The sequence below is a fragment of the Terriglobia bacterium genome, from assembly GCA_020072785.1.
Taxonomy (GTDB): Bacteria; Acidobacteriota; Terriglobia; order Acidiferrales; family UBA7541; genus Acidiferrum.
Genome location: JAIQGG010000001.1, coordinates 15,208 through 41,546, shown reverse-complemented (window position 1 = coordinate 41,546; position 26,339 = coordinate 15,208). Strand labels below are relative to the sequence as shown.

22 protein-coding genes are annotated in these 26,339 nt (G+C 62.8%); 13 read left to right on the top strand and 9 right to left on the bottom strand.

What is annotated here, in order from left to right:
- Positions 1 to 266 precede the first annotated feature (266 nt).
- The 5 genes from LAN61_00160 (at position 267) to LAN61_00140 (ending at position 7,327) form a co-directional block, all read left to right on the top strand.
- Entirely contained in the window at positions 267 to 1,556 is a 1,290-nt protein-coding gene (locus tag LAN61_00160) for a citrate synthase (protein MBZ5538909.1), read from the top strand.
- A gap of 122 nt (positions 1,557 to 1,678) precedes the next feature.
- Entirely contained in the window at positions 1,679 to 2,077 is a 399-nt protein-coding gene (locus LAN61_00155) for a hypothetical protein (GenBank protein ID MBZ5538908.1), read from the top strand.
- 544 nt (positions 2,078 to 2,621) lie between these two features.
- Positions 2,622 to 4,547 (top strand): molybdopterin-dependent oxidoreductase, encoded by a 1,926-nt coding sequence (locus LAN61_00150; protein MBZ5538907.1) that lies wholly within the window; start codon positions 2,622 to 2,624, stop codon positions 4,545 to 4,547.
- 9 nt (positions 4,548 to 4,556) lie between these two features.
- Positions 4,557 to 6,347, top strand: coding sequence for an NAD(P)H-dependent oxidoreductase subunit E (locus LAN61_00145; protein ID MBZ5538906.1), 1,791 nt, complete (start codon positions 4,557 to 4,559; stop codon positions 6,345 to 6,347).
- Positions 6,344 to 7,327, top strand: coding sequence for a (2Fe-2S)-binding protein (locus LAN61_00140; protein ID MBZ5538905.1), 984 nt, complete (start codon positions 6,344 to 6,346; stop codon positions 7,325 to 7,327). The genes LAN61_00145 and LAN61_00140 overlap by 4 nt, the downstream gene beginning before the upstream one ends.
- Before the next feature lie 123 nt (positions 7,328 to 7,450).
- On the opposite strand, the gene LAN61_00135 is transcribed toward LAN61_00140, so the two are convergent.
- The 4 genes from LAN61_00135 to LAN61_00120 form a co-directional block, all read right to left on the bottom strand.
- Positions 7,451 to 9,814 (bottom strand): response regulator, encoded by a 2,364-nt coding sequence (locus LAN61_00135; protein ID MBZ5538904.1) that lies wholly within the window; start codon positions 9,812 to 9,814, stop codon positions 7,451 to 7,453.
- Between the two features lie 240 nt (positions 9,815 to 10,054).
- A complete protein-coding gene (locus tag LAN61_00130; GenBank protein MBZ5538903.1) occupies positions 10,055 to 11,029 on the bottom strand; it encodes a diguanylate cyclase in 975 nt (324 codons plus the stop codon).
- 248 nt (positions 11,030 to 11,277) lie between these two features.
- Complete coding sequence (locus tag LAN61_00125; protein ID MBZ5538902.1) at positions 11,278 to 12,258, bottom strand: flippase-like domain-containing protein; 981 nt, start codon at positions 12,256 to 12,258, stop codon at positions 11,278 to 11,280.
- Between the two features lie 107 nt (positions 12,259 to 12,365).
- A complete protein-coding gene (locus tag LAN61_00120) occupies positions 12,366 to 12,656 on the bottom strand; it encodes a 4a-hydroxytetrahydrobiopterin dehydratase (protein ID MBZ5538901.1) in 291 nt (96 codons plus the stop codon).
- A gap of 210 nt (positions 12,657 to 12,866) precedes the next feature.
- Between LAN61_00120 and LAN61_00115 the strand changes: the two genes are divergently transcribed.
- Positions 12,867 to 13,868, top strand: coding sequence for a dihydrodipicolinate reductase (locus LAN61_00115; GenBank protein ID MBZ5538900.1), 1,002 nt, complete (start codon positions 12,867 to 12,869; stop codon positions 13,866 to 13,868).
- Between the two features lie 157 nt (positions 13,869 to 14,025).
- The gene (locus LAN61_00110) at positions 14,026 to 14,463 is read left to right on the top strand and encodes a cupin domain-containing protein (GenBank protein ID MBZ5538899.1); all 438 of its coding nucleotides are present in this window, start codon (positions 14,026 to 14,028) and stop codon (positions 14,461 to 14,463) included.
- Between the two features lie 180 nt (positions 14,464 to 14,643).
- Here the strand turns inward: LAN61_00110 and LAN61_00105 are convergent, their stop codons facing one another.
- Positions 14,644 to 14,841 carry a hypothetical protein gene (locus LAN61_00105; protein MBZ5538898.1) on the bottom strand — a complete coding sequence of 66 codons (198 nt, stop codon included), beginning with the start codon at positions 14,839 to 14,841 and terminating at the stop codon, positions 14,644 to 14,646.
- Between the two features lie 353 nt (positions 14,842 to 15,194).
- Between LAN61_00105 and LAN61_00100 the strand changes: the two genes are divergently transcribed.
- Positions 15,195 to 16,130 carry a hypothetical protein gene (locus tag LAN61_00100; protein ID MBZ5538897.1) on the top strand — a complete coding sequence of 312 codons (936 nt, stop codon included), beginning with the start codon at positions 15,195 to 15,197 and terminating at the stop codon, positions 16,128 to 16,130.
- Positions 16,131 to 16,437: 307 nt separating this feature from the next.
- Positions 16,438 to 18,288 carry an AIPR family protein gene (locus LAN61_00095; GenBank protein ID MBZ5538896.1) on the top strand — a complete coding sequence of 617 codons (1,851 nt, stop codon included), beginning with the start codon at positions 16,438 to 16,440 and terminating at the stop codon, positions 18,286 to 18,288.
- 478 nt (positions 18,289 to 18,766) lie between these two features.
- Here LAN61_00095 and LAN61_00090 read toward each other — a convergent pair whose 3' ends face one another.
- The 3 genes from LAN61_00090 to LAN61_00080 all read right to left on the bottom strand — a co-directional run bounded on the left by LAN61_00090 (position 18,767) and on the right by LAN61_00080 (position 20,523).
- Entirely contained in the window at positions 18,767 to 19,651 is an 885-nt protein-coding gene (locus LAN61_00090; GenBank protein MBZ5538895.1) for an NAD(P)-dependent oxidoreductase, read from the bottom strand.
- Between the two features lie 125 nt (positions 19,652 to 19,776).
- On the bottom strand, positions 19,777 to 20,103 hold the full coding sequence (locus tag LAN61_00085; GenBank protein ID MBZ5538894.1) for a hypothetical protein: 327 nt from the start codon (positions 20,101 to 20,103) through the stop codon (positions 19,777 to 19,779).
- 78 nt (positions 20,104 to 20,181) lie between these two features.
- The gene (locus LAN61_00080) at positions 20,182 to 20,523 is read right to left on the bottom strand and encodes a hypothetical protein (GenBank protein ID MBZ5538893.1); all 342 of its coding nucleotides are present in this window, start codon (positions 20,521 to 20,523) and stop codon (positions 20,182 to 20,184) included.
- A 166-nt stretch (positions 20,524 to 20,689) separates the two neighbouring features.
- On the opposite strand from LAN61_00080, the gene LAN61_00075 reads away from it, so the two are divergent.
- Genes LAN61_00075 through LAN61_00060 form a run of 4 tightly spaced genes read left to right on the top strand, consistent with a single transcriptional unit; the run spans position 20,690 to position 25,648 of the window.
- Complete coding sequence (locus LAN61_00075) at positions 20,690 to 22,015, top strand: amidohydrolase family protein (GenBank protein ID MBZ5538892.1); 1,326 nt, start codon at positions 20,690 to 20,692, stop codon at positions 22,013 to 22,015.
- Between the two features lie 55 nt (positions 22,016 to 22,070).
- Positions 22,071 to 23,396 carry an amidohydrolase family protein gene (locus LAN61_00070; GenBank protein MBZ5538891.1) on the top strand — a complete coding sequence of 442 codons (1,326 nt, stop codon included), beginning with the start codon at positions 22,071 to 22,073 and terminating at the stop codon, positions 23,394 to 23,396.
- A 42-nt stretch (positions 23,397 to 23,438) separates the two neighbouring features.
- Positions 23,439 to 23,906: a DinB family protein gene (locus tag LAN61_00065; GenBank protein MBZ5538890.1), complete on the top strand. Its 468-nt coding sequence runs from the start codon at positions 23,439 to 23,441 to the stop codon at positions 23,904 to 23,906.
- 47 nt (positions 23,907 to 23,953) lie between these two features.
- A complete protein-coding gene (locus LAN61_00060) occupies positions 23,954 to 25,648 on the top strand; it encodes a hypothetical protein (GenBank protein MBZ5538889.1) in 1,695 nt (564 codons plus the stop codon).
- A 12-nt stretch (positions 25,649 to 25,660) separates the two neighbouring features.
- Here the strand turns inward: LAN61_00060 and phoU are convergent, their stop codons facing one another.
- Positions 25,661 to 26,326, bottom strand: a complete 666-nt coding sequence (gene phoU / locus LAN61_00055; GenBank protein MBZ5538888.1) for a phosphate signaling complex protein PhoU — start codon at positions 26,324 to 26,326, stop codon at positions 25,661 to 25,663.
- Positions 26,327 to 26,339: the final 13 nt, after the last annotated feature.

Genomic DNA, 26,339 nt, shown 5'->3' with positions numbered 1-26,339 from the left:
AATCTCCTGGGGCCGTCTCCGGGACGCCGGAGCGCGGCACCCCGCATAGTACACGTTATAACGACTATTGTCCAGAGGACTACTGCCGCCCAACCCGCCGGCCTTTTCAAACATTCGTTTGAATCGCTTCTCCGGGGCGCCCATTTCCGCCGCCCCCCTCCTTGGTGTAAAGTGGAGAGGCACGCGGGCGCCAGCCGCCCCGCACGGGTACATCCATGAATCCAGTTCAGCCGGTATCGCCATCCAAGAACGCAGAGGCCTCCTCCATGCCGCGGGAAACGCTGACCATTACCGACAATCGCACCGGGAAGAGCTACGAAGTGCCCATCACCCACGGCACCATCCGGGCCATGGACCTCCGCCAGATCAAAGTGGACCCCAAAGAATTCGGCATGATGAGCTACGATCCGGCGTTCAACAACACCGCTTCGTGCATCAGCAAGGTGACCTACATCGACGGCGACGCGGGCATCTTGCGCTACCGCGGCTATCCCATCGAGGACCTGGCGGAGAAGAGCACCTACCTGGAGACCGCCTACCTGCTGCTCAACGGGGAACTCCCGACCGCGGCGCAGCTCAAGGACTGGACCTACCACGTTACCCACCACACCTTCATCCACGAGAGCATCAAGAAGTTTCTCGACGGCTTTCATTACGACGCGCATCCCATGGGCATGACCATCTCGACGATCGCGGCGCTGTCCACCTTCTATCATGACGCCAAGGACATTTTTAGCGTGGAGTCCCGGAAGAAGCAGACCTACCGGCTGGTGGGCAAGATGCCGACGATAGCGGCGTTCTCCTATCGGCACACCCTAGGGATGCCCTTCGTCTATCCGGACAACGAGCTGAGCTACGCCGGCAATTTCCTGAACATGCTGTTCAAAACCTCGGAGACCAAGTACCGGCCGAACCCCACTCTGGAGAAGGCGCTGGACGTGCTCTTCATCCTGCACGCGGATCACGAGCAGAACTGTTCGGCGAACACCATCCGCGGGGTGGGCAGCTCGCACGTGGATCCCTATTCCGCCACGGCGGCGGCCATCGCGGCGCTTTACGGTCCGCTGCATGGCGGCGCCAACGAGGAAGTGCTGCACATGCTGAAGGAGATCGGCTCGGTGCAGAAGGTGCCGGACTTCATCAAGCGGGTGAAGGCGGGGGAGACGAAGCTGATGGGCTTCGGCCACCGCGTGTACAAGAACTACGATCCGCGCGCGCGCATCATCAAGGGCATCGCCTACGAAGTGTTCGAACTGATGGGCAAAAATCCCCTCCTGGAGATCGCTCTGGAGTGCGAACGCATCGCCCTCGAGGACGAATACTTCGTGAAGCGCAAGCTGTACCCCAATGTGGACTTCTACACCGGCCTGATCTACCAGTCCATGGGCTTCCCGATGACCATGTTCCCGGTGCTCTTCGCCATTCCCCGGACTTCGGGCTGGATCGCGCAGTGGGAAGAGATGCTGCTGGACCCCGAGCAGAAGATCGCGCGGCCCCGGCAAGTCTATCTCGGCCACGACACGCGGAACTACGTGCCAATCGACCAGCGCTCCTGAGCGCTTCCGCCGCTGCCCGCGGACGGACGTCCCGGCGCGCCATATCTTAGTTGTACACGAGGCCACGGGAAGGCTCTCGACTTTCCGGCTCCGCGGCGTATAGTAAATCTAGAAGAAAAGTCATGGCGCAGAATCCCAATAGTCCAGTACCCGGCGGCGCGCGGCGCCGCAGTCAACGCGTGCTGATGCAGGTCGGCGTGGCCATCAAAGGCACGGACGTCCAGGGCCATTCCTTCGAAGAGCACACGGACACCCTGGCGATCAATGCGCACGGCGCGCTGGTGCTGCTGAAAGCCAAGCTGCAGAGCGGCGGCAAAGTGCTGCTGAAGCACAAGCGCACGGAAGAAGAGCAGGAGTGCTTCGTGGCCTTTCTCGGCCCGGTCCGCTCCGGCAAGTCCGAAATCGGCTTGGAATTTTCCACCGCCCGGCCCACTTTCTGGCGCGTGGCCTTTCCCCCCGAGGACTGGTCGCCGAAGAGTCCCGAAGCGCGCACGGTTTCGAGCGGACGCTCCGACAAGTAAGTTTCCGGTTCCTACTTTCCCTTTCCGGCAGGCAGACGAACGGGTCGTGGTGTGCCGCAGCGAGCGGCGGCGCGGAGCTGGGCCCAATTGAAATAAAAAGGAGGTGAAAACCGCAAGGCTCTCACCTCCCGGGGTGGGGTGGGTGTTGCTGTTCCAGACCCTTGGGTGACAAGCACTTCCACCTTCGCAGGCAGAACCGCTGCTTCGCTCGCGCCAGGCGCAACCTCAGGCAGCTTGAGACTCAGCACCGAAGGGCTTTCTATTGCTTTGGATATAACATCCGCTCCAGTTGCTGTCAACGCCAAAAAGGTACCGTATCGAAAGGCCAGGGAAAATTAATTGTGCGTTCACATGGCGGCCCTGCGAGGCGCAGGGCTGCAAGCCTTCGCGTAAAGTTCGTCACCGGACGCATTTGCCCCTGCTAGAATGGCGTACCAGGGGGTAGGGAACCCGGGATTCGCCGCATCGCGGGCCGTGGCGCTGCCCGTTTGGTCCGTTTCGGCACGACCGCGAGGCAACTGGCTGTCCCAGGTGGAAAACGCATATGGCGACGCAAGACAAACGGCTCTCCACTCCGCTGGTGCGGGAGAACGGCAAGCTGCGAGCTGCCACGTGGGAAGAGGCGCTCGCGCGAGCCGCCCAAGGCTTCGCCGGCGTCGTGCAAAAGCACGGCGCGCAGAGCTTTGGACTGTTCAGCTGCTCCAAGACCACCAACGAAATGAATTTCCTGGCGCAGAAATTCGCGCGCGTGGTGATCGGCAGCAACAACATTGACAGCTGCAACCGAACTTGACACGCCCCCAGCGTCGTCGGTCTGGCGACGGTCTTCGGGGCGGGCGGCGGCACCAGCTCCTATCGGGAGATAGAAGGGGCGGACCTCATTGTCCTGTGGGGATCCAACGCCCGGGAAACGCACCCCATCTTTTTCCATCACGTGCTCAAGGGCATTCACGGGGGAGCGCGGCTCTTTGCGGTGGACCCGCGCCGGACCACCTCCGCGCAGTGGGCCGAGAAGTGGCTGGGGCTGAACGTAGGAACGGATATCGCGCTGGCCAATGCCGTGGCCCGGGAGATCCTCGCTGGCGGCCTGGAAAACCGGAGCTTCATCGAGAACGCGACCGTGGGTTTTGAGGAATTCCGCCGGCACGTCGAGAAGTACACCCTGGCCTATGCCGCGAAGATCTGCGGCATACCCGGAGAAACGATCCGCGAATTGGCCCAGGCCTATGGGCGCGCCGGGCGCGCGCAGATCTGCTGGACGCTGGGCATCACCGAGCACCGGAACGGCGTGGACAATGTTCTTTCGCTGATCAACCTCGCCCTGCTCACCGGGCACGTGGGGCGCTACGGCTCGGGGCTGAATCCGCTGCGCGGACAAAACAACGTGCAGGGCGGCGGCGACATGGGAGCCCTGCCCGACCGTCTGCCGGGATTTCAGCACGTGGAAAACGACGAGCTGCGCGGAAAATTCGAAAAAAAATGGTGCGTAAAGATCCCGCCCAGGAAAGGATGGCACTTGAGCGGGATGTTCGACGCCATGGAGCGCGGCGAGCTCAAGGCGCTGTACGTGATCGGAGAAAATCCCGCGAACTCCGAAGCGGACCAGCACCGCACCATGCGGCTGCTGCAGGGGCTGGATATCCTGGTGGTCCAGGACATGTTGCTGACCCAGACCGCGGAGATGGCGGACGTGGTATTCCCGGCTGCTGCCGGGTGGTGCGAATCCGAAGGCACCGTCACCAATAGCGAACGACGCGTGCAGCGGGTGCGCCGGGCACTGCCCCCTCCGCCGGGAGTGCGCGACGATATTCAGATTCTCTGCGATCTCTCCCGCAAAATGGGGCGCGATCTCGGTACTCCCAGCGCCGAGGAACTCTGGAACGAGTTACGCGAGTTGAGCCCCCTGCATGCGGGCATGAGTTATGCCCGGCTCGAAACCGCGCAAGGATTGCAGTGGCCTTGCTACGACGAAACGCACCCGGGAGAACAGTACCTGCATGCACGATTGTGGAAACGCCCGGTCATCGGTCCCTTCGCTCCCTTCAGTTGCGTGGACTATGTGCCGCCCGTGGACGCGCTCGACGAAGAGTTTCCAGTTCGTCTGACGACCGGCCGCCGTTTGGATTCCTACAACACGGGCGTGCAGAGTTCGCGTTACTCCTCGCCCCTGCGGCACGGGGAGACCATTGACCTCTCCCCGGAAGACGGGCGTGCGTATGGCCTTCGCGAGGGGGAGGTCGTGCGCGTGCTCTCGCGGCGCGGGTCGGTGCGGGCTCCGGTCCGCTTCGATCCGGGCTTGCGCCCCGGACTGGCCTTCCTGACGCTTCATTTTCCGGAGCAGGTGGCCACCAACGAATTGACGGTGGACGCTGTGGATCCGAAGTCCGGCACTTCGGAGTTCAAGGCCACGGCCGTGCGCATTGAAAAGATCGGCAAGAGCGAAAGTGCCGGGGATCGTTCCGGGAACTGAGCGCCCATCATGGATCTTCATTTTACGGAGGCGGTGGCCACGGCAGAGGAAAAAGCGGCCGTGGATCGTGTCGTTGCGTCGATCCCCGCCGGGGCCCCCAAACGCAGCTATCTGCCGCCGGTGCTGCAAGCCATTCAGAATGCCGCGGGCTGGACCAGTCCGGGTGCGCTGAACTACGCCAGCAGCCTGCTGGAGGTGCCGCCCGCCGATGCCTATGGCGTAGCGGACTTCTACGGACTGTTGGCCACGCAGAAGCAGCCCCCGGCCGTGGCCCACATCTGCGAGGACCTCGCCTGCCAAGCCAAAGGGTCCGAACGGCTGTGTGCCGCGATGGAAAAAACTTTCGGGCCCGCCGGATCAAGCAAGGATGGAAAAAGCACCTGGCAGCGCAGCCCGTGCCTCGGCCTGTGCGAAAAAGCGCCCGCGGCTTTCGTGAAGGTTGCCGGCGCGCGTCCCTTCGAACAGGCGTTCGGATTCGCTCAGCCAGGCGACGTGCAGGCGGCCTTGACGGACCGGCAGATTCCGCAACCCCCGCTGCGCATTTCCATTCCGCAGTCCGGGCAGAGCGGCCTGCAGTTGCTGCGCCGCATCGGGCTGGTGGATCCGGAGAGTTTCGCCGAATATTGCGCCGCAGGAGGCTTTCTGGCCCTGCGCCGGGCCATCGCCATGGGGCCCGCCGCGGTGATTCGGGAAGTCATCGAATCGAAATTGGCCGGGCGGGGCGGAGCCGCCTTCCCCACGGGCCAGAAGTGGGATGCGCTGCGCAATACTCCCGCGCCGCGCTATCTGATCTGCAATGCCGACGAATCGGAACCCGGCACGTTCAAGGATCGCGTGCTGATGGAAGGCGATCCCTTTGCCCTAATCGAGTCCATGATCATCGCGGGTTTCGCCACCGGATGCGAACAGGGCTATCTGTACCTGCGCGGAGAGTATCCCGAGGCCAGACGGCGCGTGGAGCAGGCGCTTCGCGAGTCACGCGCAGCTGGTTTTCTCGGCGGCGACATTGCCGGCCAGGGCGTGCATTTCGAAATCGAGCTGCGCGTGGGTGCTGGCGCCTACATCTGCGGAGAAGAAACGGCCCTGCTGAATTCCATCGAGGGTTACCGCGGCGAACCGCGCAATAAACCTCCCTTCCCCACGCAAGCCGGGTTATTCGGAAAACCCACCATCATTAATAATGTGGAGACGCTTCTGAATATCCCGCACATCGTCCTGCAAGGCGGGAAGGCCTTCGCGGCTGTCGGCACCGAGCGTTCCACGGGAACAAAGCTGTTCTGTCTCTCCGGCCACGTCGCCAAGCCGGGAGTTTACGAAGCGCCGTTTGGCATCACCCTGCGGCAGTTGCTGGACCTGGCGGGAGGCATCGCAGGAACGGGAAAGCTGCAGGCGGCGCTCATCGGCGGCGCAGCGGGAGCATTTCTGGGGCCGCAAGAGCTCGATACCCCGCTGACCTTCGAAGGCCTGCGGGGTGTCGGCGCCGCGCTGGGCTCGGGTGTGGTGATGCCCTTGGATGACAGCGTGGACCTGCGCCAGATGCTGCTGCGCCTTGCGGCCTTCTTTCGGGACGAATCGTGCGGGCAGTGTGTTCCATGCCGTATTGGAACGCTTCGCCAGCAGGAAATTATGCATCGCCTGGTCTCCGGCATGTCTTTGACCTCCGTCTCTGGCGAACTACTGCTCTTGAAGGAGGTGGGCCAAGCCATGCGCGACGCTTCCATCTGCGGTCTCGGCCAGACGGCTTCCAGCGCCATCGAATCTGCGCTGGCGAAATTCCCGGTTTTCGAGGGCCAGCGATGAGCGCAAAAAATATTCCCGAAGCCAGGATTCCGGTACCCCGTGGTCCCCTGCCCATCCTGCCGCCTCCGCCTCCTGCGGCCACGGTGGAGATCACCATCGACGGTCGGCGGGTCGCGGTTCCCGAAGGTGCCACGCTGCTGGAAGCCGCGCGTAGCATTGGCGTGGAAACGCCCACGCTCTGCTATCTGGAGACGCTGACTCCCGTAAACGTCTGCCGCATCTGCGTCGTGGAAGTGGAAGGGTCGCGGATGCTGGTTCCTTCCTGCTCGCGCAAAGCCGAAGCGGGCATGGTGGTGAAAACGGATTCGGAGCGGGTACGGCTGAGCCGCCGCTTAGTCCTGGAATTGCTCGCTTCCGCAGTGGACGTCTCCACTGCGCCGCAAATCCAGGAATACATGCGGCGTTACGATGCCCGGCCGGAGCGGTTCGGCCCCGCGGCAGCACCTGCTCCTGAGGGGCAGCGGGATACGGCGCGGCCGGGACATCACCACGCGCCTGCCGCCAACCGTGCCGCTACCGTGGCGCAGCCGGTGAAGGTGGACAATGACCTGTACGTGCGCGACTACGGAAAGTGCATCCTCTGCTACAAGTGCGTGGAAGCCTGCGGAAAGGATGCGCAAAACACCTTCGCGATCGCCGTTGCCGGACGCGGCTTTGCCGCGCGTATCTCCACGGAATACAACGTGCCGCTGCCCGAGTCCGCCTGCGTCTATTGCGGGAACTGCATCGGCGTATGCCCGACGGGTGCGCTGATGTTTCGCAGCGAATACGAGATGCGCCGGGCTGGCGCCTGGGATGAATCCCGGCAAACGAAGACGGACACGATCTGCCCCTATTGTGGCGTTGGCTGTACGCTGACGGTTCAAGTGCAGGACGAACGCATCGTGAAAGTGACATCGCCGATCGACCAGCCGGTCACCCACGGAAACCTCTGTATCAAAGGCCGCTTTGGCTGGGAATGGATCAATCAGAGGGCGTGATCGCGCTCCGCGCACAATCTGCCTGGCATCCGTAAGTGACAACAAACCGTCCTTGCCCTCCTCGCTATACTCCCATCGTGCGCTGGATTCAAGACGACGGTTATTGCTTTTTTCGGCAGCCCCTCACGGAGACGGGAGGGTGGCGGCGTGGGCGGCCTGTTCCAGGACCTGGCGGACGAGGCGTGCGAGGGCGGCGGGAGTGTAGGGCTTCGGGAGATAGAAAACGGGGGGGCCGGTGCTGGCGAAATTAGCGGGCTCGGAGACGTAGCCGCTGCTGTAGATCAGGGGAAGGTTGGGGAAGCGTTTGCGCAGCTTCGCGGCGGTGGCGATGCCTCCGAGTTTGGGCATGACCACGTCGAGAATGGCCAAGTCCAGGGCTTCGCTGGCGCAGAGCTGCAGGGCTTGTTCGCCGTCGCAGGCAAGGAGCACGCGATAGCCGAGGCCGAGGAGCGCCTGGTGGGCCATCTCGCGGATGGAATCGTGATCCTCGACGAGGAGAATCGTCTCTTTCCCGCCGCGGGCGGCCCCGCACAACGGAACTTCTCCGCTGTCGCCTTTTTCCGCGGCCGTCTCCTGCCAGGTGGGGAGATAGATGCGGAACATGCTGCCATGGCCGGGCTCGCTGTAAACGTGGATGAAGCCATTATGCTGCTTGACGATGCCGTAAACGGTGGCCAGGCCCATGCCGGTGCCCTTGCCGAGCTCCTTGGTGGTGAAGAACGGTTCAAAGATGCGCTCGCGGGTTTCGGCGTCCATGCCCATGCCGGTATCGGAAACGGAAAGGACGGCGTAGCGGCCGGGGAGGGCATAGGAATAGAAGCGGCAGTAGCGCTCGTCGAGTTCGGCCATTTCCGTGGTGATGACCAGACGGCCGCCTTTGGGCATGGCGTCGCGGGCGTTGAGGCAGAGGTCCATGAGCACTTGCTCGATCTGGGTGGGATCGGCGCGCACCGGATCGAGTGGCGCATGTTCGACCCTCAGTTCCACGTCCCGGCCGATGACCTTGTCCAGGAAGCTGGCCAGGCCCTTCACGGTTTCGTTGAGGTCCACGGGGCGGGGCTGCAGTATCTGTTGGCGGGCGAAGGCCAGCAGTTCCTTGGTAAGAGCCGCGGCGCGCTCCGCCTGCTCGCGGATGCGCCCGAATTTGAGGGCGGCCTGCGGCGAGTCCTTGGTCTGCTCGAAGCCGAGCTCGGCCCAGCCGAGGATGGCGCCGACGACGTTGTTGAAATCGTGGGCCACGCCTCCGGCCAGCTGGCCGATAGCTTCGAATTTCTGCGCTTGGCGGAGCTGGCGCTCCATGGCGCGCAGCTCGGTGACGTCCTCGGCGATGATCTCCAGGCTCTCCGTAGCGGAAGGCGTGAGGACCCTGCGCAGGGTGAGGCGCACGGTGAAAATGCTCCCATCGCGGCGGCGCCATTCGGTTTCCGCGCCGTTGATTCGCCCCTGTTCTTGGCAGGAGGCCAGCAGGCACGCGAACTCCTCCGGATAGCGGAAGATATCGCCCACAAGGTTGAGGGCGCGGACCTCTTCGGCGGACGAGCACTGGAGCATGCGCTGGAAAGCGGGGTTGAGGTAATGAAAAACCCCGTGGAGCGAGGCGCGGCAGATGCCGTAGGCGGCGTTTTCCACGAGGTCGCGGTTGCGCGCTTCGGAGAGACGCAGGGCCTCCTCGGCGCGCTTGTGCTCGCTGATGTCCCGGGTGACGCTGAGAGAACCGATGATGCGGCCCTCGGCGTCGCGAAAGGGAACGGCATGCGTCTCCAGCCAGCAGCGCGTTCCTTGCAGGCCCATGGACTCGAATTCCAGAACGCCGCTGCCGCCCTCGCAGATCCCCTGGTGCAAGCGCTGGAAACGTTCGCGGTATTCCGGAACGATCAGTTGACAGATGGCCTTCCCCAGGACTTGCTCCGCTCTGTCCGCTTCGAGCATGCGCAGCCCGGCCTGGTTGATCTCCAGGAGCAAGCCCTCGCGGTCCAGAATCTTGACGCAATGAGGCTCGGCTTCGATGATGGTGCGCAGGCGGTCGGCGCTGCGTGCCAGGGCGGCCTGGGCCCGCTCGCTTTCCTCGCGCAGAGTTTTTTCGCGCACCGCGCGTTTGAGGGCCAGAGGCAGGCGGGATAGATGGTCCTTGCGGATGTAGTCGCTGACGCCCTGCTTGATGCATTCGACGGCCTCCTCTTCGGGGAGTGCCGCCGCGAGCAGCAGGAAGGGGGTGTCCTTTCCGCCGCGCCGCAGCTCCTGGAAGGCTTCGAAACCGGACCCCTCCGGGAGGCAGTAGTCCGCCAGCACCGCGTCGTAGGAGCGCTCCGCCAGGCAACGCCTGAACTCCTCGGGTGAGGCGATGACGTCCGCCTGCGCCGCGATGCCGGACTGCTCCAGCTCGCGGAGGATCGCTGCGGTCTCTTCCGGGGAATTCTGGAAAAGGAGCAGACGCAGAGGAACGGCGAGGCTGGCGGATTGTAGTTCTTCGAGGAGTTCGGGCTTCATCGTCGTTCTCCGGCAACGCTGCAGGGGAAAGTGGTGGAGGGCGTGCGCTCGGCGAACCCGCTGGTGCCGTGCAAGCCCGGATACAGTGCGGCGCACCGCAGGAGCACGACCGGCGGCCCCGCCGGGCGAAGCTGTTTTCGGAAGTGCAGCGCGCGGCTCATGGATGTCCTTGGATGGCCTTCCGCCAATGCAATCTGCCGGCCTGCGGCTCCCCAGCGGATGCGCGGGCCGGCGAACTCTTCACGGTCTCCGTCCCGGAGGATTTCCCTCCGGAAGCGTGACCAGCTCCGGCTGCGGGCCATTGTCGGCGACGTGTGCGCCGGCGGCCGCTGCGCTTTCCCGCATCAGGCTCTCGAGAGAAGCGTCGCTCTCCGCGGACCACAGGCGGCTGCCGATGCGCACGCTCAGCGAAAACTGCCGGCCGGGCGCGCGATTCTGCTGCCCCAAACGCATTTCCAGGCGGTGGCGCAGAAGTGGCGCTCCGGCTGCGCCGGCATCCGCCGCGAGAACCACGAATTCGCCCTCGTCCACGTGGGCCAGCAGGTCCGAACGGCGAAAAATGCCGGACAGAACCTCCGCGATTTCGCGCTCCAAGCGCTCCGCCGCTTCCCTTCCGAAGGCCGCGCGAATCGCCCCCAGTTTCTCTTCGCGCACCCACAGGATGAGGAGAGTTCCGCCGACGCGCCGGGCTCGCTGCAGAGAGCGCCCCGCAAGCACCTCGAAACCCCGCGCGTTGTAGAGTCCCGTCAAGGTATCGCGGAGAACCTCCGGGGATTCGGCGGCGGCGGCGACGGCGGCGCGCTCCAGCGCCGCCCGCAACACCCGCTCCAGCGTGCGTGCAGTTACATAGTCCTTCAGCAGATAGTCCTGGGCGCCCTCCGCGACGGCCAGGGCGGCAAATTGTTTATCCGCAGGATTGGCCAAAATGATCAGCGGGGTGAAGGGGGCCGCGCCGCGAACCCGGCGCACGGCCTGCAGGGGCTCCGGCCAGCAGAGTGAAAGATCAAGGAAGATGGCGTCGGGACGCACCGCGGCGATGGTCGGCACCAGCGTGGTAGCCGAGGTCGCGAGAGTGAGTTGGCACTCGGTCCCCCAATTCGGAATGACCTCCTGGAAGGCCCGGGCGAGCTGTCCGGCTCCCGCCTCGGCCACGAGAATGCGCAGATTCTTGGCAGTGTCTCGGGCCTCCGAAGGTGTGTTTGCCGTGGTGCTCATAAACGCCTCTCCTGGGGGATGGCCCCGGAAACGAATGTTTTGGTGCCGGGTGGCCCGCGATTCCTGCGCGGCAGATGCTTATGGCCATAAACCACGGCTACCAGACTGGAGAGGACAGTCCTCAAGACGGCGAGAAAACCGCAAATCGCTCGCCACGGAACGTACGCGTACCTGGAAGGGGGATACGCCCATTGTGAACCGGCTGCCGGGAGAGTCAAGCGCGCGGCGGGCGCGGTGTCACGGACTCGCTACGCCTGCTCTTCTGCCTCATCCAGGCGCCGGAGGAGCAGGGCGGCCAAGCCCGCCAGCAGGCCGCCACAGATGACCACGGCTTCCCAGACCAGGCCGGTGGCGAAGGCCAGCGGACCAGCCACGCCAAACGGAGCCAGCAGTACCACCAGCGCCGCTTCGCGCACTCCGATGCCTCCCTGGGTGAGCGGCAACAGCGCCACCACCTTCGCCAGCGGCCAGGCAAACAGCCACACGCGCAGCGGCAGCAGCAGCCCGCAGGAAATCGCCAGGAGCGCGCCGAGCAGCACGAAACTCGCCTGGATGAACAGCCCCATCAGCCAGCCTAGCACCAGGACGTGCGGCCGCCGCCAAACACTTCGCAGCGCATGGCGGAACCTTGCCAGCCGCCGCCGGAAGCGCACCGAGTGGCCGCGCAGCAGCGGCCGGTAGAGCAGAATGCTCAGCAGCGCCACCACCATCCCCAGCAACGCGGCGATCAGCAGCGCGCGGCGCGCCGCGGCCTGCCAGGCGCCGGGCAGAGATTCCGGGAGCAGGAAGAGGCCCACCAGGACCAGGCCGCCTTGCGCGCACACGTCCAGAATACGGTCGGCGATGTTCCCGGCGAGCACCCCGGCGGGCTGCGGACTGCGCCGCAGACCCACGGCCAGACGCACCACATCTCCGCCCAGAATGGAGGGCAGAAAGAGCGTGCCGAACAGCCCCCCGCAGTAGCATTGCGCGCTGGTGGAGAGATCCAGTCCGGCGCCGGCGGCATTCACGGTCATGCGCCACTTGGCGATGCCCACGAGATGCACCACAAGATAGGCCAGCAGAATAGCCAGGAAGCGCGTCCCGGGCACGCGCGCCAGCGCCGCGCGCAGAGGTTCCCGGGGAATCACATGGGCCAGCAGGAGCAGGACGGCCAGGCCTGCGCCCCAGCGCAGGAGAATGAAGAGCCGGCGGCGCGCCGCCTGCCGCGCCTGGTGCGCGCCGATCATGCGTCCCGCAACCGGTCTGCGATCATCAGCGCCAAGAGCCTCCGTCAGAGAGTATTCGCAAATGCTTCCGCGGGGAAGCTCCTTTCGCGGAGAGCGCATCCCGGCGCTCAGGCCGCAAAAATTTCATCCATCTTCGCGGCCAGCTCGAAATCCAGGCTGCTGATGCCCCCGGCGCTGTGCGTGGTCAGGTCCACGGTCACCTTGTTCCATACGTTGCACCATTCCGGGTGGTGATTCATGGCTTCGGCCACCAGCGCCACGCGGGTCATGTTCCCGAAAGCGCTCACGAAATCGCGGCATTCGTAGGTGCGGTGGAGCTTGCCGTTCTCTACCGTCCAGCCTTTTCTTCCGGCCAGGCGCTCCTGGATTTCCGCTTCGCTGAGCTTCTGCGCGCGCATAAGCCTCTCCCTTGTGTACTAATCCGCAAGTGTAGCGCAGGAGCAGGCCGCGGGGGTTTTCTCTTTTCCGGAGCGGCGTTTTGCTCCGCGCGCCTTTGCCATTGCCTGACCCCGCGCTTTCCATTATCGTAAAAGATTCAGTTTGGACCAAGAGACGCGGTGAGCGTCGGCTCCGCGCCGGAATCCTCGGAGAGAAACGTGAAAAAGAAAATTCGCGCCATCCAGTATGGTGTCGGCCCCATTGGCGCCTCCATCGCCCGGCTGCTGCGGGAAAAGAAAGCCATTCAGATCTGCGGGGCGATTGACACCGATCCCGCGAAGATCGGCCGCGACCTCGGCGAAGTCGTGGGCGCCCCCGACGCCCCCTGGGGCGTAAAAATCTCCGGGCATGCCAACGAAGTGCTGGACCAGGCGGCCGACGTGGTCATCCACTCGACCTCCTCCTCCCTGCCCAAGGTGCTGGACCAGCTGCTGGCCTGCCTCGAGGCGGAGTCCTGCGTGGTTTCCACCTGCGAGGAGCTGGCCTATCCCTACCGCACGCATCCGGAGCTGGCGGCCAAGCTGGATGCCGCGGCCAAGGACTGGGGCGTGGCCCTGGTGGGCACGGGCATCAATCCCGGCTTCGTGATGGACAAGCTGCTGATCACCCTGGCGGCGGTCTCCCAGCGCATCGAGCACGCCAAAGCGCTGCGCATCGTGGACGCCGCGACGCGGCGCATGCCCCTGCAGCAGAAGATCGGCGCGGGCATGAGCGTCGAGGAGTTTACTGCGCAGGTGGCCGCCGGGGTCATCAAGCACGTGGGCCTGCCGGAGTCCGTGGCCATGATCGCCGACAGCCTGAACCTCCCGGTCGAGCAGATCATCGAAACCATCGAGCCGGTCGTCGCCCAGGAGCGCGTGCAGACCGGATTCCTGACCGTGGAAGCCGGCCAGGCCGCCGGCGTACACCAGATCGCCCGCGGCATTGGCGGCGGCAAAGAGCTGGTCTACCTCGAGCTGCAGATGTACGTCGGCGCAAAAAATCCCGCGGACACCATCGAGCTGACCGGCCACCCCGCCGTCAGCCTGACCATCCCCGGCGGCTGCCACGGCGACATCGCCACCGCCGCCGTCGTGGTCAACACCATCCCCGCCATTCTCGACGCCCCGGCCGGCCTGCGCACCGCCCGCGACCTGCCCATCGGCTTCTTCTCCCCCAACGCCAAACCGTAGGGGCACGATACATCGTGCCCGCCCTCGGTTCTTGAGGGTGGGTCTTCTAACTTTCCCCTGGAAGAATCCCCTGGCGCCGTAGGCGCACCACACGTTAGCCCAGCGCGCAAGCGGTGGGCGCCGGTTTTAGCGAAGGAAAAATTAAACCCTTATCTTTATGAAAAACGAAACGATCCGAATTGGCCAAATCACAATCGATTTTCTGCTGGAAGCGGCAGACACCAATGGCTCGGTAGCTATGTTTGAATTTGGCGTGCCGCCTGGAGCCAAGGTCCCGCTTCCTCATTCCCACGAACGTTACGACGAGACTATTTATGGATTAGAAGGCGTCATTACGTTTACGGTAGAAGGCAAAGCCGTGGACATTGCTTCCGGTGAATCTTATTTTATCCCGCGGGGTGCGGTTCACGGCTTTAACAATCTAAAACAAGAGCACGCCAAAGCCTTGGCGGTAATTACCCCGGCTCTGATCGGACCCGCCTTCTTCAAAGAGTCCGCCGAAATTGTGAACGCCGGTGGCCCTCCGGACCTGGAAAAATTAAAAGCGGTGATGGCCAGACACGGACTCGTTCCGGCAATCCCCAAAATTACATAATTAGGATGAATTCGCGTGCGCAACCGAGATGAAAGGATTGTGTAGAGGCCGGGCTTTAGCCCGGCACGCGGGTGCCCCTCCCTCGGTTTTTGAGGGTGGGTCTTCTAACTTTTCCTGGAAGAATCCCCAGCGCCGTAGGCGCGCCAGACGTTAGCCCAGCGCGAAAGCGTTGGGTACTTTTTACGAAGACGTGCGGCTGGCGCGCAGGCCCACAAACGCGAGGTAGCCAACCAGCACGAGGGCAAGCCAGCTCCCCCACATCGGAATCGTTACGCCCGCCACATTGACCGTCCAGCCGAAGATCACCCGCAGCAAGTGGCCCACTGCGATGAGAAGAAAGAAGAGTCCGGCAACCAGGTCAAAAGTTTTTTGGCTCATGACTTCCTCCTCTGAGCCGGAATTTCCATCATGGACTCCCGGCAGCGGGAGTATACCCCCGATGGCCTCCGTTCAAACCATTCCAGCGCCGTAGGCGCGCCACACGCTAGCCCAGCGCGGAAGCGCTGGGCACTTAATGCCCGAGCCGGCTCGGCGCGCCCCATCCCACTACTCCCCGATGACTTGCAGCAGTGGTATCCTCTCCCCGTGCGCCGCAAGGAAGAAGTGCAAACTTCGCAGGAGTGAGCCACCCGCTAGGAAATGGCGACCATAACGGCCCTTGAACAAGCGGAAGTGCTCTCGGAAAACTGGCCTTTGACTTAGGACAGGGCGGATCGCCACGAAATAGCCAGATGTCCACCGAACAACCCAGCTTGTTCCCCGTTCCTTCAAGAGTCGATGGAAGCTCGCTATCAGTATCACTCTACCATGACTCGAGCAACGAACCGTTTCACGCCCATGGATGTCTTGTCGTACCGACTCAATCGAGGACGGCCTTACTCACTGCGCTGAAAGATGCTCGCAGTCGCTGGAACTGCGAGACGAAGCTCCATTTCAACGAGTTTTCCGGGCAGAAATGGGGACCGCCAGAGAGATGCGCAAATCATTGGATCAAGCTGGGGGTGGAAGCGCTTCGTCATAAAGGAGCAACACAGCCGTTTTCGAGTCCCTTGTTGTGCAAACTTGGAGTAATTCTTTTCGACAAGAAGAGTCATGTTGAACTGGAGCGTTTCAGTGGTGATGTGAGGGAACGTCGGGTCCGATGGAGCGAGACGCTGATTCGAATCTTGCTCACAGGGGTAATCCGGTTTTGCTACGATACCGAGCAATCCCTGACAATCGAAGGCATCGTTACTGACAGTGAGCCGTATCATCGACTGCTATCTGAATACCGGATTCTAGAAAGACTCAAAGAACGGCTCGGGCCTTTGATTACAATTGCGCCCGGTGCTCATATCCGGCACATTCTTTCCGACCACCGCGACAGCCGATGCGCATCTCAGGATGACGCCCACCTACTCCAACTTGTGGACTTACTTCTTGGAAGCGTAGTGAGCCATTCCGCAGACCTTCACCGAACTGGTAGCAAGAAGGAACAGTTGCGTCATGCTGTTTCCGATATGTTGGCGAAACAACTGAGAGGTTCAGGCTTCGCGGCCAGCGGTCACTATCGCTCGTACTCTATTTTTCAAGCTCGGATTGAGGATGAAGAATGGACATTTGCCTCAGTACCCGTTGCCTCACTTAAAACCACAGCGAGGCAGCTGCTCTTAATCTCAGAGCGCTAATCGGCGGGCGGCCCAGGTTTGATGACTGAGGAGGTTCGGGGTGCCCTTCATTTTGTACGCCGGGATGAATTGCAAGAGTAATATCCTCTCGCCGAGATGCGCTAGCAAAACAATTCAGAGAATTGGATGCGCCACCCGCCACTATACGCCCGGGCCACCCGTCCCTCACTCACGAATGAAGCATAGTTTCTTCTCTTGTTGCTCACCCTTGGCGGAAAGGACGCCGGGGCACCGGCCCCGCTCTTGTGAGACCACTTGTGGCTAATCACCCCGTCTCGGTTTATCATCTCGCATCGAGGAGCAACCAGTGGAAAAAGAGCGTTTCCGCGAGCATTTTCGAGACTACGTAAAGAATGAGCTGCAAACACCGTTTGACAACCTAACTGAAAAACAGAGGTCTATATGGATGTCGCGATTTTACGCTGACGTCGTCATGCGGTCCCTCAATCCCGGCTTAGTTCCAGAAACCGACGAGGACCTAGACGCGTGCCTCATTGACGGGACAGACGACTGCGGTGTGGATTTCCTGGCGAGGGAAGGAAATACGGTATTGGTCATTCAAGCTAAGTACAGCGGGGAGAAAAAGAGCGGTAAGAAGGCCATCGAGAAGTCCGAAACGTTTGACTATTTTTGCGGTGTACTTTCACGCCTTCATTCAGGACCCTCCAAGCTGAAGATGAATCAAAAGCTGAAAGAGGCAATCGCAGACATAGAGTGGGCCGAAGACAACTTTCTCCTGCACTATATCACTCTTCAAAAACCAGCCGAGAATTCGTATGTCAGAGCGGAGCAGGGTATTGACTCTCTTCCGAAGCATCCTGATCTAATTGATCGGACTTCACTCGAACTGTTTGACGAGGAAAAGCTAAATTTTACACTCCGGGATGCAATGAAGCAGGAACTTGCTTCCTCACAGACGATCAAAGTCCGCTTTTCCCCGAGCGCGACTGGCGATGCATTCCTATGCTTCGAAGATCCTGCAACAGGCAGAAAATCATATCTCGGCAGGATGGGTGGCGCGCAGATAGCAGATCTTTTCAGGCAACACAAGTCAGCCCTCTTTGCTTTGAACATTCGCAATTACATTGGGGATACGGGAACGAATCGAGCGATTCGAAAAACCGCGACCTCAAATCCAGATGATTTCTTTTATGCAAATAATGGCATTTGCGCCGTTGCCACACGAATCAGGCCTGACGATGAAGATTCCGAGGGTAGGACACTCCTGTGTGACCGATTCTCAATTATCAACGGAGCACAGACAGTAAGGTCACTTTCAAAAGCCCAATCGGAAAATCCGCAAGCGGTTCGCGAAGTGCAAGCGTTACTTAGGCTGGTTGAGTACAACTCTAAGATTACTCAGGCTGAACAAACGTTTCTGGACAACATCATTCGAAATAACAATACGCAAAATGCGATAAAAATCTCAGATTTTCGAAGCAACGACCAAGTACAAATTTCCTTAAAACAGCATTTCACCAAAGTTCCCGCGCTTAAGGGTAAATCATTTGTTTACCGAAACAAACGGAGCAGCGAGCGTGATAGCCTTCATATCATTATTTCGTTAGAAGAACTGATTAAAACTATCCACGCATTTCGGTTCGGACCCGATGATAGATTTGGTGGCACTAGCTACTTGTTTAGTACCGACAAGGATGGCGGCTACTTCAAGTTGTTTGGGGACGGGACAGAACTCAAAACAACCCTGACAACTGCGGAGTTTGATGATATCGCGGGAGTGTGGTTTCTTTGCGAACGCGTCCGGACTATATGGAAGGAGCGTCCGCCTGAAATGCAGACCCCGGGAATGGAGCGCAGATGGTTGGTGTTTTGGACTGTGGGGGAGTCCATGAGAGTTGTTTACAAAGATGAAGATGAAAACCTGAACAACGACATCCGCAAGTTAGCGAATCCGTTTTGGTTAGACGACCGCGACCAGAAAGGCGAGCACTACCGTGCCACGATTGAGCGGCACTTCAAGTTAGCTGCCAAGGTAATCAAAAAAGTCTACGCTCAGGCCGAAGCAACCGAACCCTTTTCGCATCGAAATTGGTTTCGATACGAAGCAACTCTGAAGGCGATTCGGGCGGAATTGGAGAGCTTTTCCGAGTTCACGTCCGAACTTGGTGTTCAGTATAGGCTTCTAAAACCTAACTGAGAAAAATTAGGACATAGAACATCATTCCGTTTTTTTGCTTGGGTCTTTCATCTTCGGCTGCAAAGCTGAGCCGAGCATTCGCACACTTTTCCACAATCCATTCGAATACTGCTTAATAATCTATTGAAATAACATAACTCTTCTGCTATCCTTCTTCGTGTTACGTCAATCTTCTGTTCGAATACTTTCCCGGCGTCCTTCCCGCCTCCTCTTGCTTTCAACTTTCAACTGGCAACTGTTAACTGCCTCTCTAACTCCTTTATTTGCCGCTCTTGCGCACTCCCGAAAACAGGAGCGCGCCGCAACTCTCCTGAAATCAGGAAAATGCGCACTCTTTGCAAAAACACCGGGGGTGGGTGGGGGTAGCGGTGCCCATTCCTTAAACCAGCACTTGAACTCCGATCCCCTTCGGTCTCTGCGCGGCTCTGCGCACTCAGTGTCTCAGCGTTATCTTTTTCTCTCCTTGGCGCCGGATGCCTCACTTTTTCCAGAACTTCATGACCGCGGCGTAGTCCAGGTCTTCTTTGGCCGCGCCTTTGACGTAGTTGTAGACCTCGCGCGCGGCGGCGGTCTCGGGCAGGGCCACGCCGAGCTGATTGCCAAGGTCCAGCGCCAGGCCCAGGTCCTTGTGCATCAGCCGCAGCGGAAAGCTCGGGGCGTACTCGCCCTTGAGGAGCAGCGGCGCTTTCACGTCCAGCACCGGAGCGCGCGCCATGCTCGACTGCAGCACCTCCACCAGCTTTTCGCCCTGTATGCCCGCGCCGGTGACCAGCGCCAGCGCTTCCGCCAGCGCGCCTACCTGCAGCGCGAGAATCAGGTTCATGGCCAGCTTGATGGTCTGCCCCGCGCCGTTCGCCCCGAGATGGAACCAGCGCTTCCCCAGCGCCCCCAGGACCGGCTCGACCTCCGCCAGCGTGGCTGCTTCCCCGCCGACCAGGAAGAGCAGCTCGCCCTTTTCCGCGCCCCAGGTGCCCCCGGTCACCGGCGCGTCGAGAAACCGCGCGCCGCGTTCGGCGCAGGCTGCGGCAACCTTGCGCGCCAGCGCCGGAGAAACCGTGCTGGAGTCCACGTAGATGCTGCCGCGGCGCAGCCCGCCCATCACGCCGTCCTTGCCCCACAGAACTTCTTCCAGCGCCGGAGGATCGCTGACGATGGTGAAGAGCACATCCACAGCTTCCGCCACGGCACGGGGCGAGGCAGCGAGGCGCGCGCCCGCGGCCACCAGCGGCTCCGCGCGCGAGGCCGTGCGGTTCCACACCGTGAGCGGGTAGCCGGCCTTGAGCAGATTCAAGCCCATCGGCCGGCCCATCAGGCCCAGGCCGATCAATCCGATTTTTGCTTTCGAGCTCCCTGCGGGATTCACGAGACGCCTCCTGCGCGGTCAGGCTCGCAGCCCGGCGGCGCGGAAAGTTTTGATTGTAGCGGAAAGCCGGCGTGTGCGGGCGGGTTTGCGGACGCCGCGCCGCGGAAGCACGGGCAAAATTGCGCTCAAGCTTCTTTCGGACGAGGTTGCAGCGGGAGCAGCGGAACATCCGCGTCGGCGGCAGACGCCGCACGCGCCAACGGCGCGCTTTCCGGCGCCGCGCGGAACCGCGCGGGCTCGAAGCCGCCCGCCTTTTCCACGATCTCCACGACCCAAGAATACGGAATTTCCCAGCGGAACTGCTTCTGCTGGCCGTCCTGCACAAAATGCTCCTCGAGGAAGATGGAACGCCCGGAATCCGCTAACAGCGTGGCCGAAGCGGTCAGAATGATCTCTCCGGCCCGGTAGCGCACTTCCACCTTGCGTTCGAGGAAAGCCGAGTAGCGAGCCATGTTGCAGCAAGGGTGAAGGGGCACGGCGTACTGGTCAATAGTACGGAAGGCCCCCTCGCCGCGCGCGGTGGAAAAATTCTAGTGCGTGGCGCCGTGGCCGGCGGCGGCGAGCGGCTCGCCACCGGCCTCCGGGCGGACGACGAGATCGGCGTTGAGCATCAGGAAGACCGGCGCGACGACGCCGAAGGCCAGGATGGAGGCCACGAGCGGCACGGCCCAGCTCAGCGGGCCCTGCCCTCCGCTGGTGTAGTGGAAAGCGAACCACGCGCCGAGCAGGCCCAGGAGACTGGCCAGCAGGCGGCTGGGACGGGAAAGCTCCAGGCCGCGCCCGCAGTGCGGGCAATCCACGGCTGCGGAGCGCGCCAGCACCGCCGCGCGCGGCACCTTGCCGAAGCACATCGGACAGTTGCGGTTGGCCATGCGTTCCCCTTTTCCCCTGCGCGTCGTTGACCGCTGCGCGGTCACAATCGAACGGAGGATAGCGCAAGGATGCGCGCGGCGAAAGAGGGCTGGCGCTTGACTTTTTCGGTGGGCGGGCTATCGTCTCCGTTCCGGGATTTTTTCCGGAAAGAGGGAGAATCCGATGATGCGCAAGGCGAGTGGACTGGTCTTCTTGAGTTTGCTGCTGACGCTTTCGGTGCACGGGCAGGGGCAGAAGCCCGCGAGCAAAACCGTGGTGCTGAAGGCGGCGCGGATGTTTGACGGGAAAAGCGACGCGGTGGTGAAGCCCGGGGTGGTAGTGGTGAGCGACGGCAAGATCGCGGCCGCGGGGCCGAACGCGGCGATTCCCGCGGGCGCGGAAGTGATCGATCTGGGGGACGCCACGCTGCTCCCCGGATTTATTGACGCGCACACACACCTGACCATGAGCCCCACCGAAGACTGGAAGCAGGACAAGCTGGACAGTTTGCAGAAGACCGTGGCCGAGAAGGCGCTGGACGCCACCGTGAATGCGCGCAAGACGCTGCTGGCGGGGTTCACGACGGTGCGCGACGTAGGCTCGACCGATTACATCGACGTCGGCCTGCGCAACGCGATTCGCAACGGCAAGGTCATCGGACCGCGCATGCTCGTCAGCGTCCACGCCATCAGCGCCACCGGCGGACATTGCGACTCTCTCTCCGGCTACCGCGCCGGGCTGTTCGGGCGCGAGAGCGGTCCGATGGACGGCGTGATCAACGGAGCCGACCAAGCCCGCGAAGCGGTGCGGATCGATCACAAGTACGGCGCGGACATGATCAAGGTGTGCGCCACCGGCGGGGTGCTCTCCGCGAACGACGCCGTGGATACCCCGCAACTTACCCAGGAAGAGCTGAACGCCATCGTGGATGAAGCGCACGCGCTGCGCCTGAAGACGGCGGCGCACGCGCACGGCGCGGAAGGGGCCAAGCGGGCCATCCGCGCGGGGATCGACTCGATCGAGCACGGCTCGTTTCTGGATGACGAAGCGCTGGATATGATGAAGCAGCGCGGCACGTACTATGTGCCGACGCTGATGGCCGTGCAAGGGCTGCAGGAAAAGTTCGATGCGGGCGTGTACCTGCCACCGGCCATTGCCGCGAAAGCCCGCGCGGCAATCGCCGCGATTCACGCCACGTTTCAGAAAGCGCTGGCCAAGGGCGTGAAGATCGGGCTGGGCACGGACGCCGCCGTCTATCCGCACGGGCGCAACGCCGAAGAGTTTCACCAGATGGTGGACCTGGGCATGAAGCCGGTGGAAGCGTTGAAGGCAGGCACGTCGCACGACGCGGAACTGCTGGGCCTGACGGACAAGATCGGAACACTGGAGGCGGGCAAACTGGCGGATGTGGTGGCCGTGCCGGGCGATCCGGTCGAAAACATCCGGCAGGTGGAAAAAGTATTCTTCGTGATGAAGGAAGGCGCCGTCTACAAGAACGACCGGGAGAAGTAGCGGCAGTGGAGGCCGGGGCGGGCTTCGAGCCTGCGCGGCGAAAGGAAACTGGATCATGCGGAAATGGATTGTGGCGTTGGTGGTGTTGTTCGGAGCGAGTGGACAGGTATTCGCGCAGCAAACCAAGCCGGCGAGCAAGGCCGTGGTGCTGAAAGCGGCCCGGATGTACGACGGCAAGAGCGAGGCGGTGGTGAAACCCGGCGTGGTGGTGGTGAGCGGCGGCAAGATCGCCGCCGCGGGGCCGAACGTCACGATCCCCGCGGGCGCGGAAGTGATCGACCTGGGCGATGCCACGCTGCTGCCGGGCTTCATCGACGCGCACACGCATCTCAGCATGGAAGCCAGCGACGATTGGAAACAGGACCGGCTGGACAGCCTGCAGAAGACCGTGGCGGAGATGGCGCTGGATGCTTCGGTTTACGCACGGAGGACGCTGCTGGCGGGGTTTACCACGGTGCGGGACGTGGGGTCGAATGACTACATCGACGTCGGGCTGCGCAACGCCATCCGCGACGGCCAGATCATCGGACCGCGCATGCTGGTCACGGTGCACGCCATCGGGTCGACCGGAGGGCACTGCGATGACATGGCAGGGTTTCGCGCGGGGCTGTTCGGGAGGGAGAGCGGGCCGCTGGACGGGGTGATCAACGGAGCGGACCAGGCGCGCGAGGCGGTGCGGCTGGACCACAAATACGGCGCGGATATGATCAAGGTGTGCGCCACGGGCGGCGTGCTCTCGCTGACCGACGACGTGGATTCGCCGCAGCTCACGCAGGAAGAGCTGAACGCCATCGGGGAGGAAGCCCGCGCGCTGCGCCTGAAGACGGCGGCGCACGCGCACGGCTCGGAAGGGGCGAAGCGCGCGGTGCTGGCGGGCATCAACTCGATCGAGCACTGCTCGTTTCTGAATGATGAAACGCTGGACCTAATGAAGGCGCACGGAACGTTCTTCGTGGCCACGCTGATGCCCATCGTCGGGGAACAAGAGCGCATTCGGCGCGGAGTGTATTACCCGCCGGCGATTCTGGCGAAGGCCAATGCGGCCCTGGCCGGAGCGCACAAGACGTTTCAGCGGGCGCTGGCCAAAGGCCTGCGCTTCGGCTTCGGCACCGACGCGGGCGTCTATCCCCACGGGCGCAACGCGGAAGAGTTCGGGCAGATGGTGGCGCTGGGGATGAAACCCATCGATGCGCTGCGCTCGGCAATGGCGTCCGATGCGGAGCTGCTGGGTTTCGCGGACAAGATCGGCACGCTGGAAGCGGGCAAGCTCGCCGACGTGGTGGCCGTGCCGGGCGATCCCTCGGAGAACATCCGGGAAACCGAGAAGGTTCTCTTCGTGATGAAGGAGGGCGTGGTCTACCGGAACGACCGCGCCAAATAGCCGCGGGGAGCGGGCAGCGAACCAGGCAAAACGGAGAACCGAATGACGGAATTGTCAGAGGGGGTAGCGGAAAGCCTGGCCGGATACTACGAATACATCGCGAAGCAACTGCACCAGTGGGCCGATCCGCTATCGCCCGAGCAGTTCTGGCGCAAGCCTTATGACTACGGGAACAGCGCGGGCCATCTGGTTCTGCATCTGACCGGCAACCTGAACTACTACATCGGGGCGCGCCTCGCGGGAACGGGTTACGTGCGCAACCGGGATCTGGAATTCAGCGAACCCAGCCGGCCCCCCAAAGACGAGGTGATGGCGGCGTTCGACCGCGCGATCGCGATGGTCACTTCGGCCATACGCAACCAGAGCGAAGAGGACTGGACACGGCCATATTCGGCGGAACGCGAGCCGGAAGCCAGGGACCGCTTCAGCATTCTGCTGCGCTGCGCGGGGCATGCTTATCATCACGTGGGACAGATCATCTATCTTTGCCGGGAGCTGGCGAAGAATTAAAAGCCGGCGCAGTGGCCGCAGAACGCGTTGCACGCCAGAATGGATTCATGACATCGCAGCCTGACGATACGAAGAGCGCGGCGCCCGAAGGCGGACATCGCGCCTGGCTTCTGGCGCTGCTGGTGTGCGCGGCGGCGGCGCTGACGCTGATCGCGCCGTTTTACGGGCGCGGGAACCCTTCGGGGCATGACATTGCGTTTCATGCGTCGAACTGGCTGGAAGTGGCCGGGCAGTGGAAAGCAGGAATTCTCTACCCGAGCTGGGCGGAATGGGCAAACTGGGGCTTCGGCGAGCCGCGCTTCGTGTTCTATCCGCCGCTGGGGTGGATGCTGGGCGCGGCGCTGGGCCTGCTCGCGGGGTGGCAGGCGGCGGTCGCGGCGTTTGTGGTGGTCACGCAGACGACCGCGGGGTTGTGCATGTTCGCGCTGGCGCGGCGCACGCTTCCGCTGCGCGCGGCCCTCTTCGCCGGCGCGGTCTATGCGGCGAATCCTTACGCGCAACTGGTCGTTTATCTGCGCAGCGATTTTGCCGAACTGCTGGGCGCGGCGTTTTTTCCGCTGCTGCTGCTCTTTGCGGGGGACCTGGCCGACGCCACAGACGGGGGAAGCGCGCGGTGGCGCACAGCGCGCTTCGCCGTGCCCTTCTCCCTGGTGTGGCTGGCCAACGCCCCGGCGGGGGTCCTGGCGGGCTACAGCGTGGCGTTGCTTTTCGCGGCGGCGGCCGCACGCGAGCGCTCCTGGCGGCCGCTGCTGCGCGGCGCCGGAGGGCTGGGGCTGGGCTTTGGCCTCTGCGCGTTTTATCTCCTTCCGGCGGTGTACGAGCAGCGCTGGGTGAACATCGCCCAGGTACTCTCCGGCGGCCTGCTTCCGGCGGAGAATTTTCTCTACACCACGACCACCGACCCCGAGCACAACCTGGTCAACCGGATTATTTCCAGCGCGGCCGCAGCCCTGCTTGCCGGGACCGCGCTGGCGGCGCTCGGCGCCCAGCGGCGCGGCGCGGACGAAGGACAGCGGCAACTGCGCGAGCGCCTGCTACTGGTGGGCGCGGCCGGGGCGGCGCTGATGTTCCGCTTTACGGCGCCGCTGTGGAGCGTTCTGCCGAAACTGCGCTACGTGCAATTCCCGTGGCGCTGGATGCTGGTGCTGGCCGTGGCGTTTGCGTGGTTTGCCGCCGCGGCGCTGGCGCGGCGGCGCTGGGCGTGGCCGGGCGGGGCGGCGCTGCTGCTGGCTCTCGGCGGGGCGCAAGTGTTTTTCGTGCAGCACGCCTATTGGGACACGGATGACATCCCGTCCCTGCGCGCGGCGATCGCGAGCGGCGCGGGCTACGAGGGCACGGACGAATACGACCCGCTGGGCGACGACCACACCGATCTGCCGCGGCAGGCGCCGCTTGTGCGGCTTCTGCCGGAGGCAAAAGGCGTTCCGGACATTTCCCGGGCAGACGTGCGCGTCGAGCGCTGGACGGCGGAAGAAAAGCTAGTGCGGGTGAGGGCGCGCACGCCGGTGCACGCGGCACTGCGCTTGTTGAACTATCCGGCGTGGCGGGTGGAGGTAAACGGCGCAGTGGTGCAGCCGGAGCGCGCGGAGGAAACGCAGCAGATGATCGTGCCGCTGGCCGCGGGCGCATCGCGGATTGCGGTGCGCTTCCAACGCACGGCGGACCGCACGCTGGGCGGCGGGCTGAGTGTTCTGAGCGCGCTCTGCGCGTTGGCGCTGTGGCGCAGGCCGGCGCGCCGCTGAGCGGGGATAAAGTCAGCGGCGGTCGACGGCGGGGTGGCGGACGTCGCGGCCCTGGACGATGTAGATGACGTCCTCGGAGATGTTGGTGGCGTGGTCGCCGATGCGCTCGAGATTCTTGGCCACGAGGATGAGCTCGAAGGCGGGATAGACGACGCTGGAATCACCCATCATATAGGTGAGCAGCTCGCGGAAGATCTGGTCGCGGAGGTTGTCGACCTGATCGTCGCTTGCGAGCACCTTCTGGGCGAGGTCAACGTCGCGGCGGACCACAGCGTTGAGGGCGTCGCGCACCATCTCCTCGACCAGTTCGCTCATCTTCGGGAGGTCGACGTAGGGCTTGACGCGCGGGTGGCGCAGAATGCGCTGGGCGGACTCCGCGATGTTCACGGCCTGGTCGCCGATGCGCTCGAGGTCGTTGTTGATGCGCGAGACGGCCAGGACCAGGCGCAGGTCCACGGCCATCAACTGGTGCAGGGCGAGGAGGTGCACGACGCGATCGTCGATCTCGATCTGCAGTTCGTTGATGGCGTTCTCTTCCGCGAGGACGCGCTGGGCGAGCTGCTCGTCGGACTGCAGCACGGCGTGCACCGCCTGGTGCACGGAGCGCTCCGCGAGGCTGCCCATCCACAGCAGGCGGTCCTTGAGCTCGTCCAAATCTTTTTCAAAGTGACGTTCCATGGAATCCTTTCCC

Excerpts from the sequence above, each read along its gene's own strand:
- LAN61_00160 (MBZ5538909.1), top strand. The coding sequence starts at position 267 with ATGCCGCGGGAAACGCTGACCATTACCGACAATCGCACCGGGAAGAGC.
- LAN61_00155 (MBZ5538908.1), top strand. The coding sequence starts at position 1,679 with ATGGCGCAGAATCCCAATAGTCCAGTACCCGGCGGCGCGCGGCGCCGC.
- LAN61_00145 (MBZ5538906.1), top strand. The coding sequence starts at position 4,557 with ATGGATCTTCATTTTACGGAGGCGGTGGCCACGGCAGAGGAAAAAGCG.
- LAN61_00140 (MBZ5538905.1), top strand. The coding sequence starts at position 6,344 with ATGAGCGCAAAAAATATTCCCGAAGCCAGGATTCCGGTACCCCGTGGT.
- LAN61_00135 (MBZ5538904.1), bottom strand. The coding sequence starts at position 9,814 with ATGAAGCCCGAACTCCTCGAAGAACTACAATCCGCCAGCCTCGCCGTT.
- LAN61_00130 (MBZ5538903.1), bottom strand. The coding sequence starts at position 11,029 with ATGAGCACCACGGCAAACACACCTTCGGAGGCCCGAGACACTGCCAAG.
- LAN61_00125 (MBZ5538902.1), bottom strand. The coding sequence starts at position 12,258 with ATGATCGGCGCGCACCAGGCGCGGCAGGCGGCGCGCCGCCGGCTCTTC.
- LAN61_00120 (MBZ5538901.1), bottom strand. The coding sequence starts at position 12,656 with ATGCGCGCGCAGAAGCTCAGCGAAGCGGAAATCCAGGAGCGCCTGGCC.
- LAN61_00110 (MBZ5538899.1), top strand. The coding sequence starts at position 14,026 with ATGAAAAACGAAACGATCCGAATTGGCCAAATCACAATCGATTTTCTG.
- LAN61_00105 (MBZ5538898.1), bottom strand. The coding sequence starts at position 14,841 with ATGAGCCAAAAAACTTTTGACCTGGTTGCCGGACTCTTCTTTCTTCTC.
- LAN61_00100 (MBZ5538897.1), top strand. The coding sequence starts at position 15,195 with ATGTCCACCGAACAACCCAGCTTGTTCCCCGTTCCTTCAAGAGTCGAT.
- LAN61_00085 (MBZ5538894.1), bottom strand. The coding sequence starts at position 20,103 with ATGGCTCGCTACTCGGCTTTCCTCGAACGCAAGGTGGAAGTGCGCTAC.
- LAN61_00080 (MBZ5538893.1), bottom strand. The coding sequence starts at position 20,523 with ATGGCCAACCGCAACTGTCCGATGTGCTTCGGCAAGGTGCCGCGCGCG.
- LAN61_00075 (MBZ5538892.1), top strand. The coding sequence starts at position 20,690 with ATGCGCAAGGCGAGTGGACTGGTCTTCTTGAGTTTGCTGCTGACGCTT.
- LAN61_00070 (MBZ5538891.1), top strand. The coding sequence starts at position 22,071 with ATGCGGAAATGGATTGTGGCGTTGGTGGTGTTGTTCGGAGCGAGTGGA.
- LAN61_00065 (MBZ5538890.1), top strand. The coding sequence starts at position 23,439 with ATGACGGAATTGTCAGAGGGGGTAGCGGAAAGCCTGGCCGGATACTAC.
- LAN61_00060 (MBZ5538889.1), top strand. The coding sequence starts at position 23,954 with ATGACATCGCAGCCTGACGATACGAAGAGCGCGGCGCCCGAAGGCGGA.
- phoU (MBZ5538888.1), bottom strand. The coding sequence starts at position 26,326 with ATGGAACGTCACTTTGAAAAAGATTTGGACGAGCTCAAGGACCGCCTG.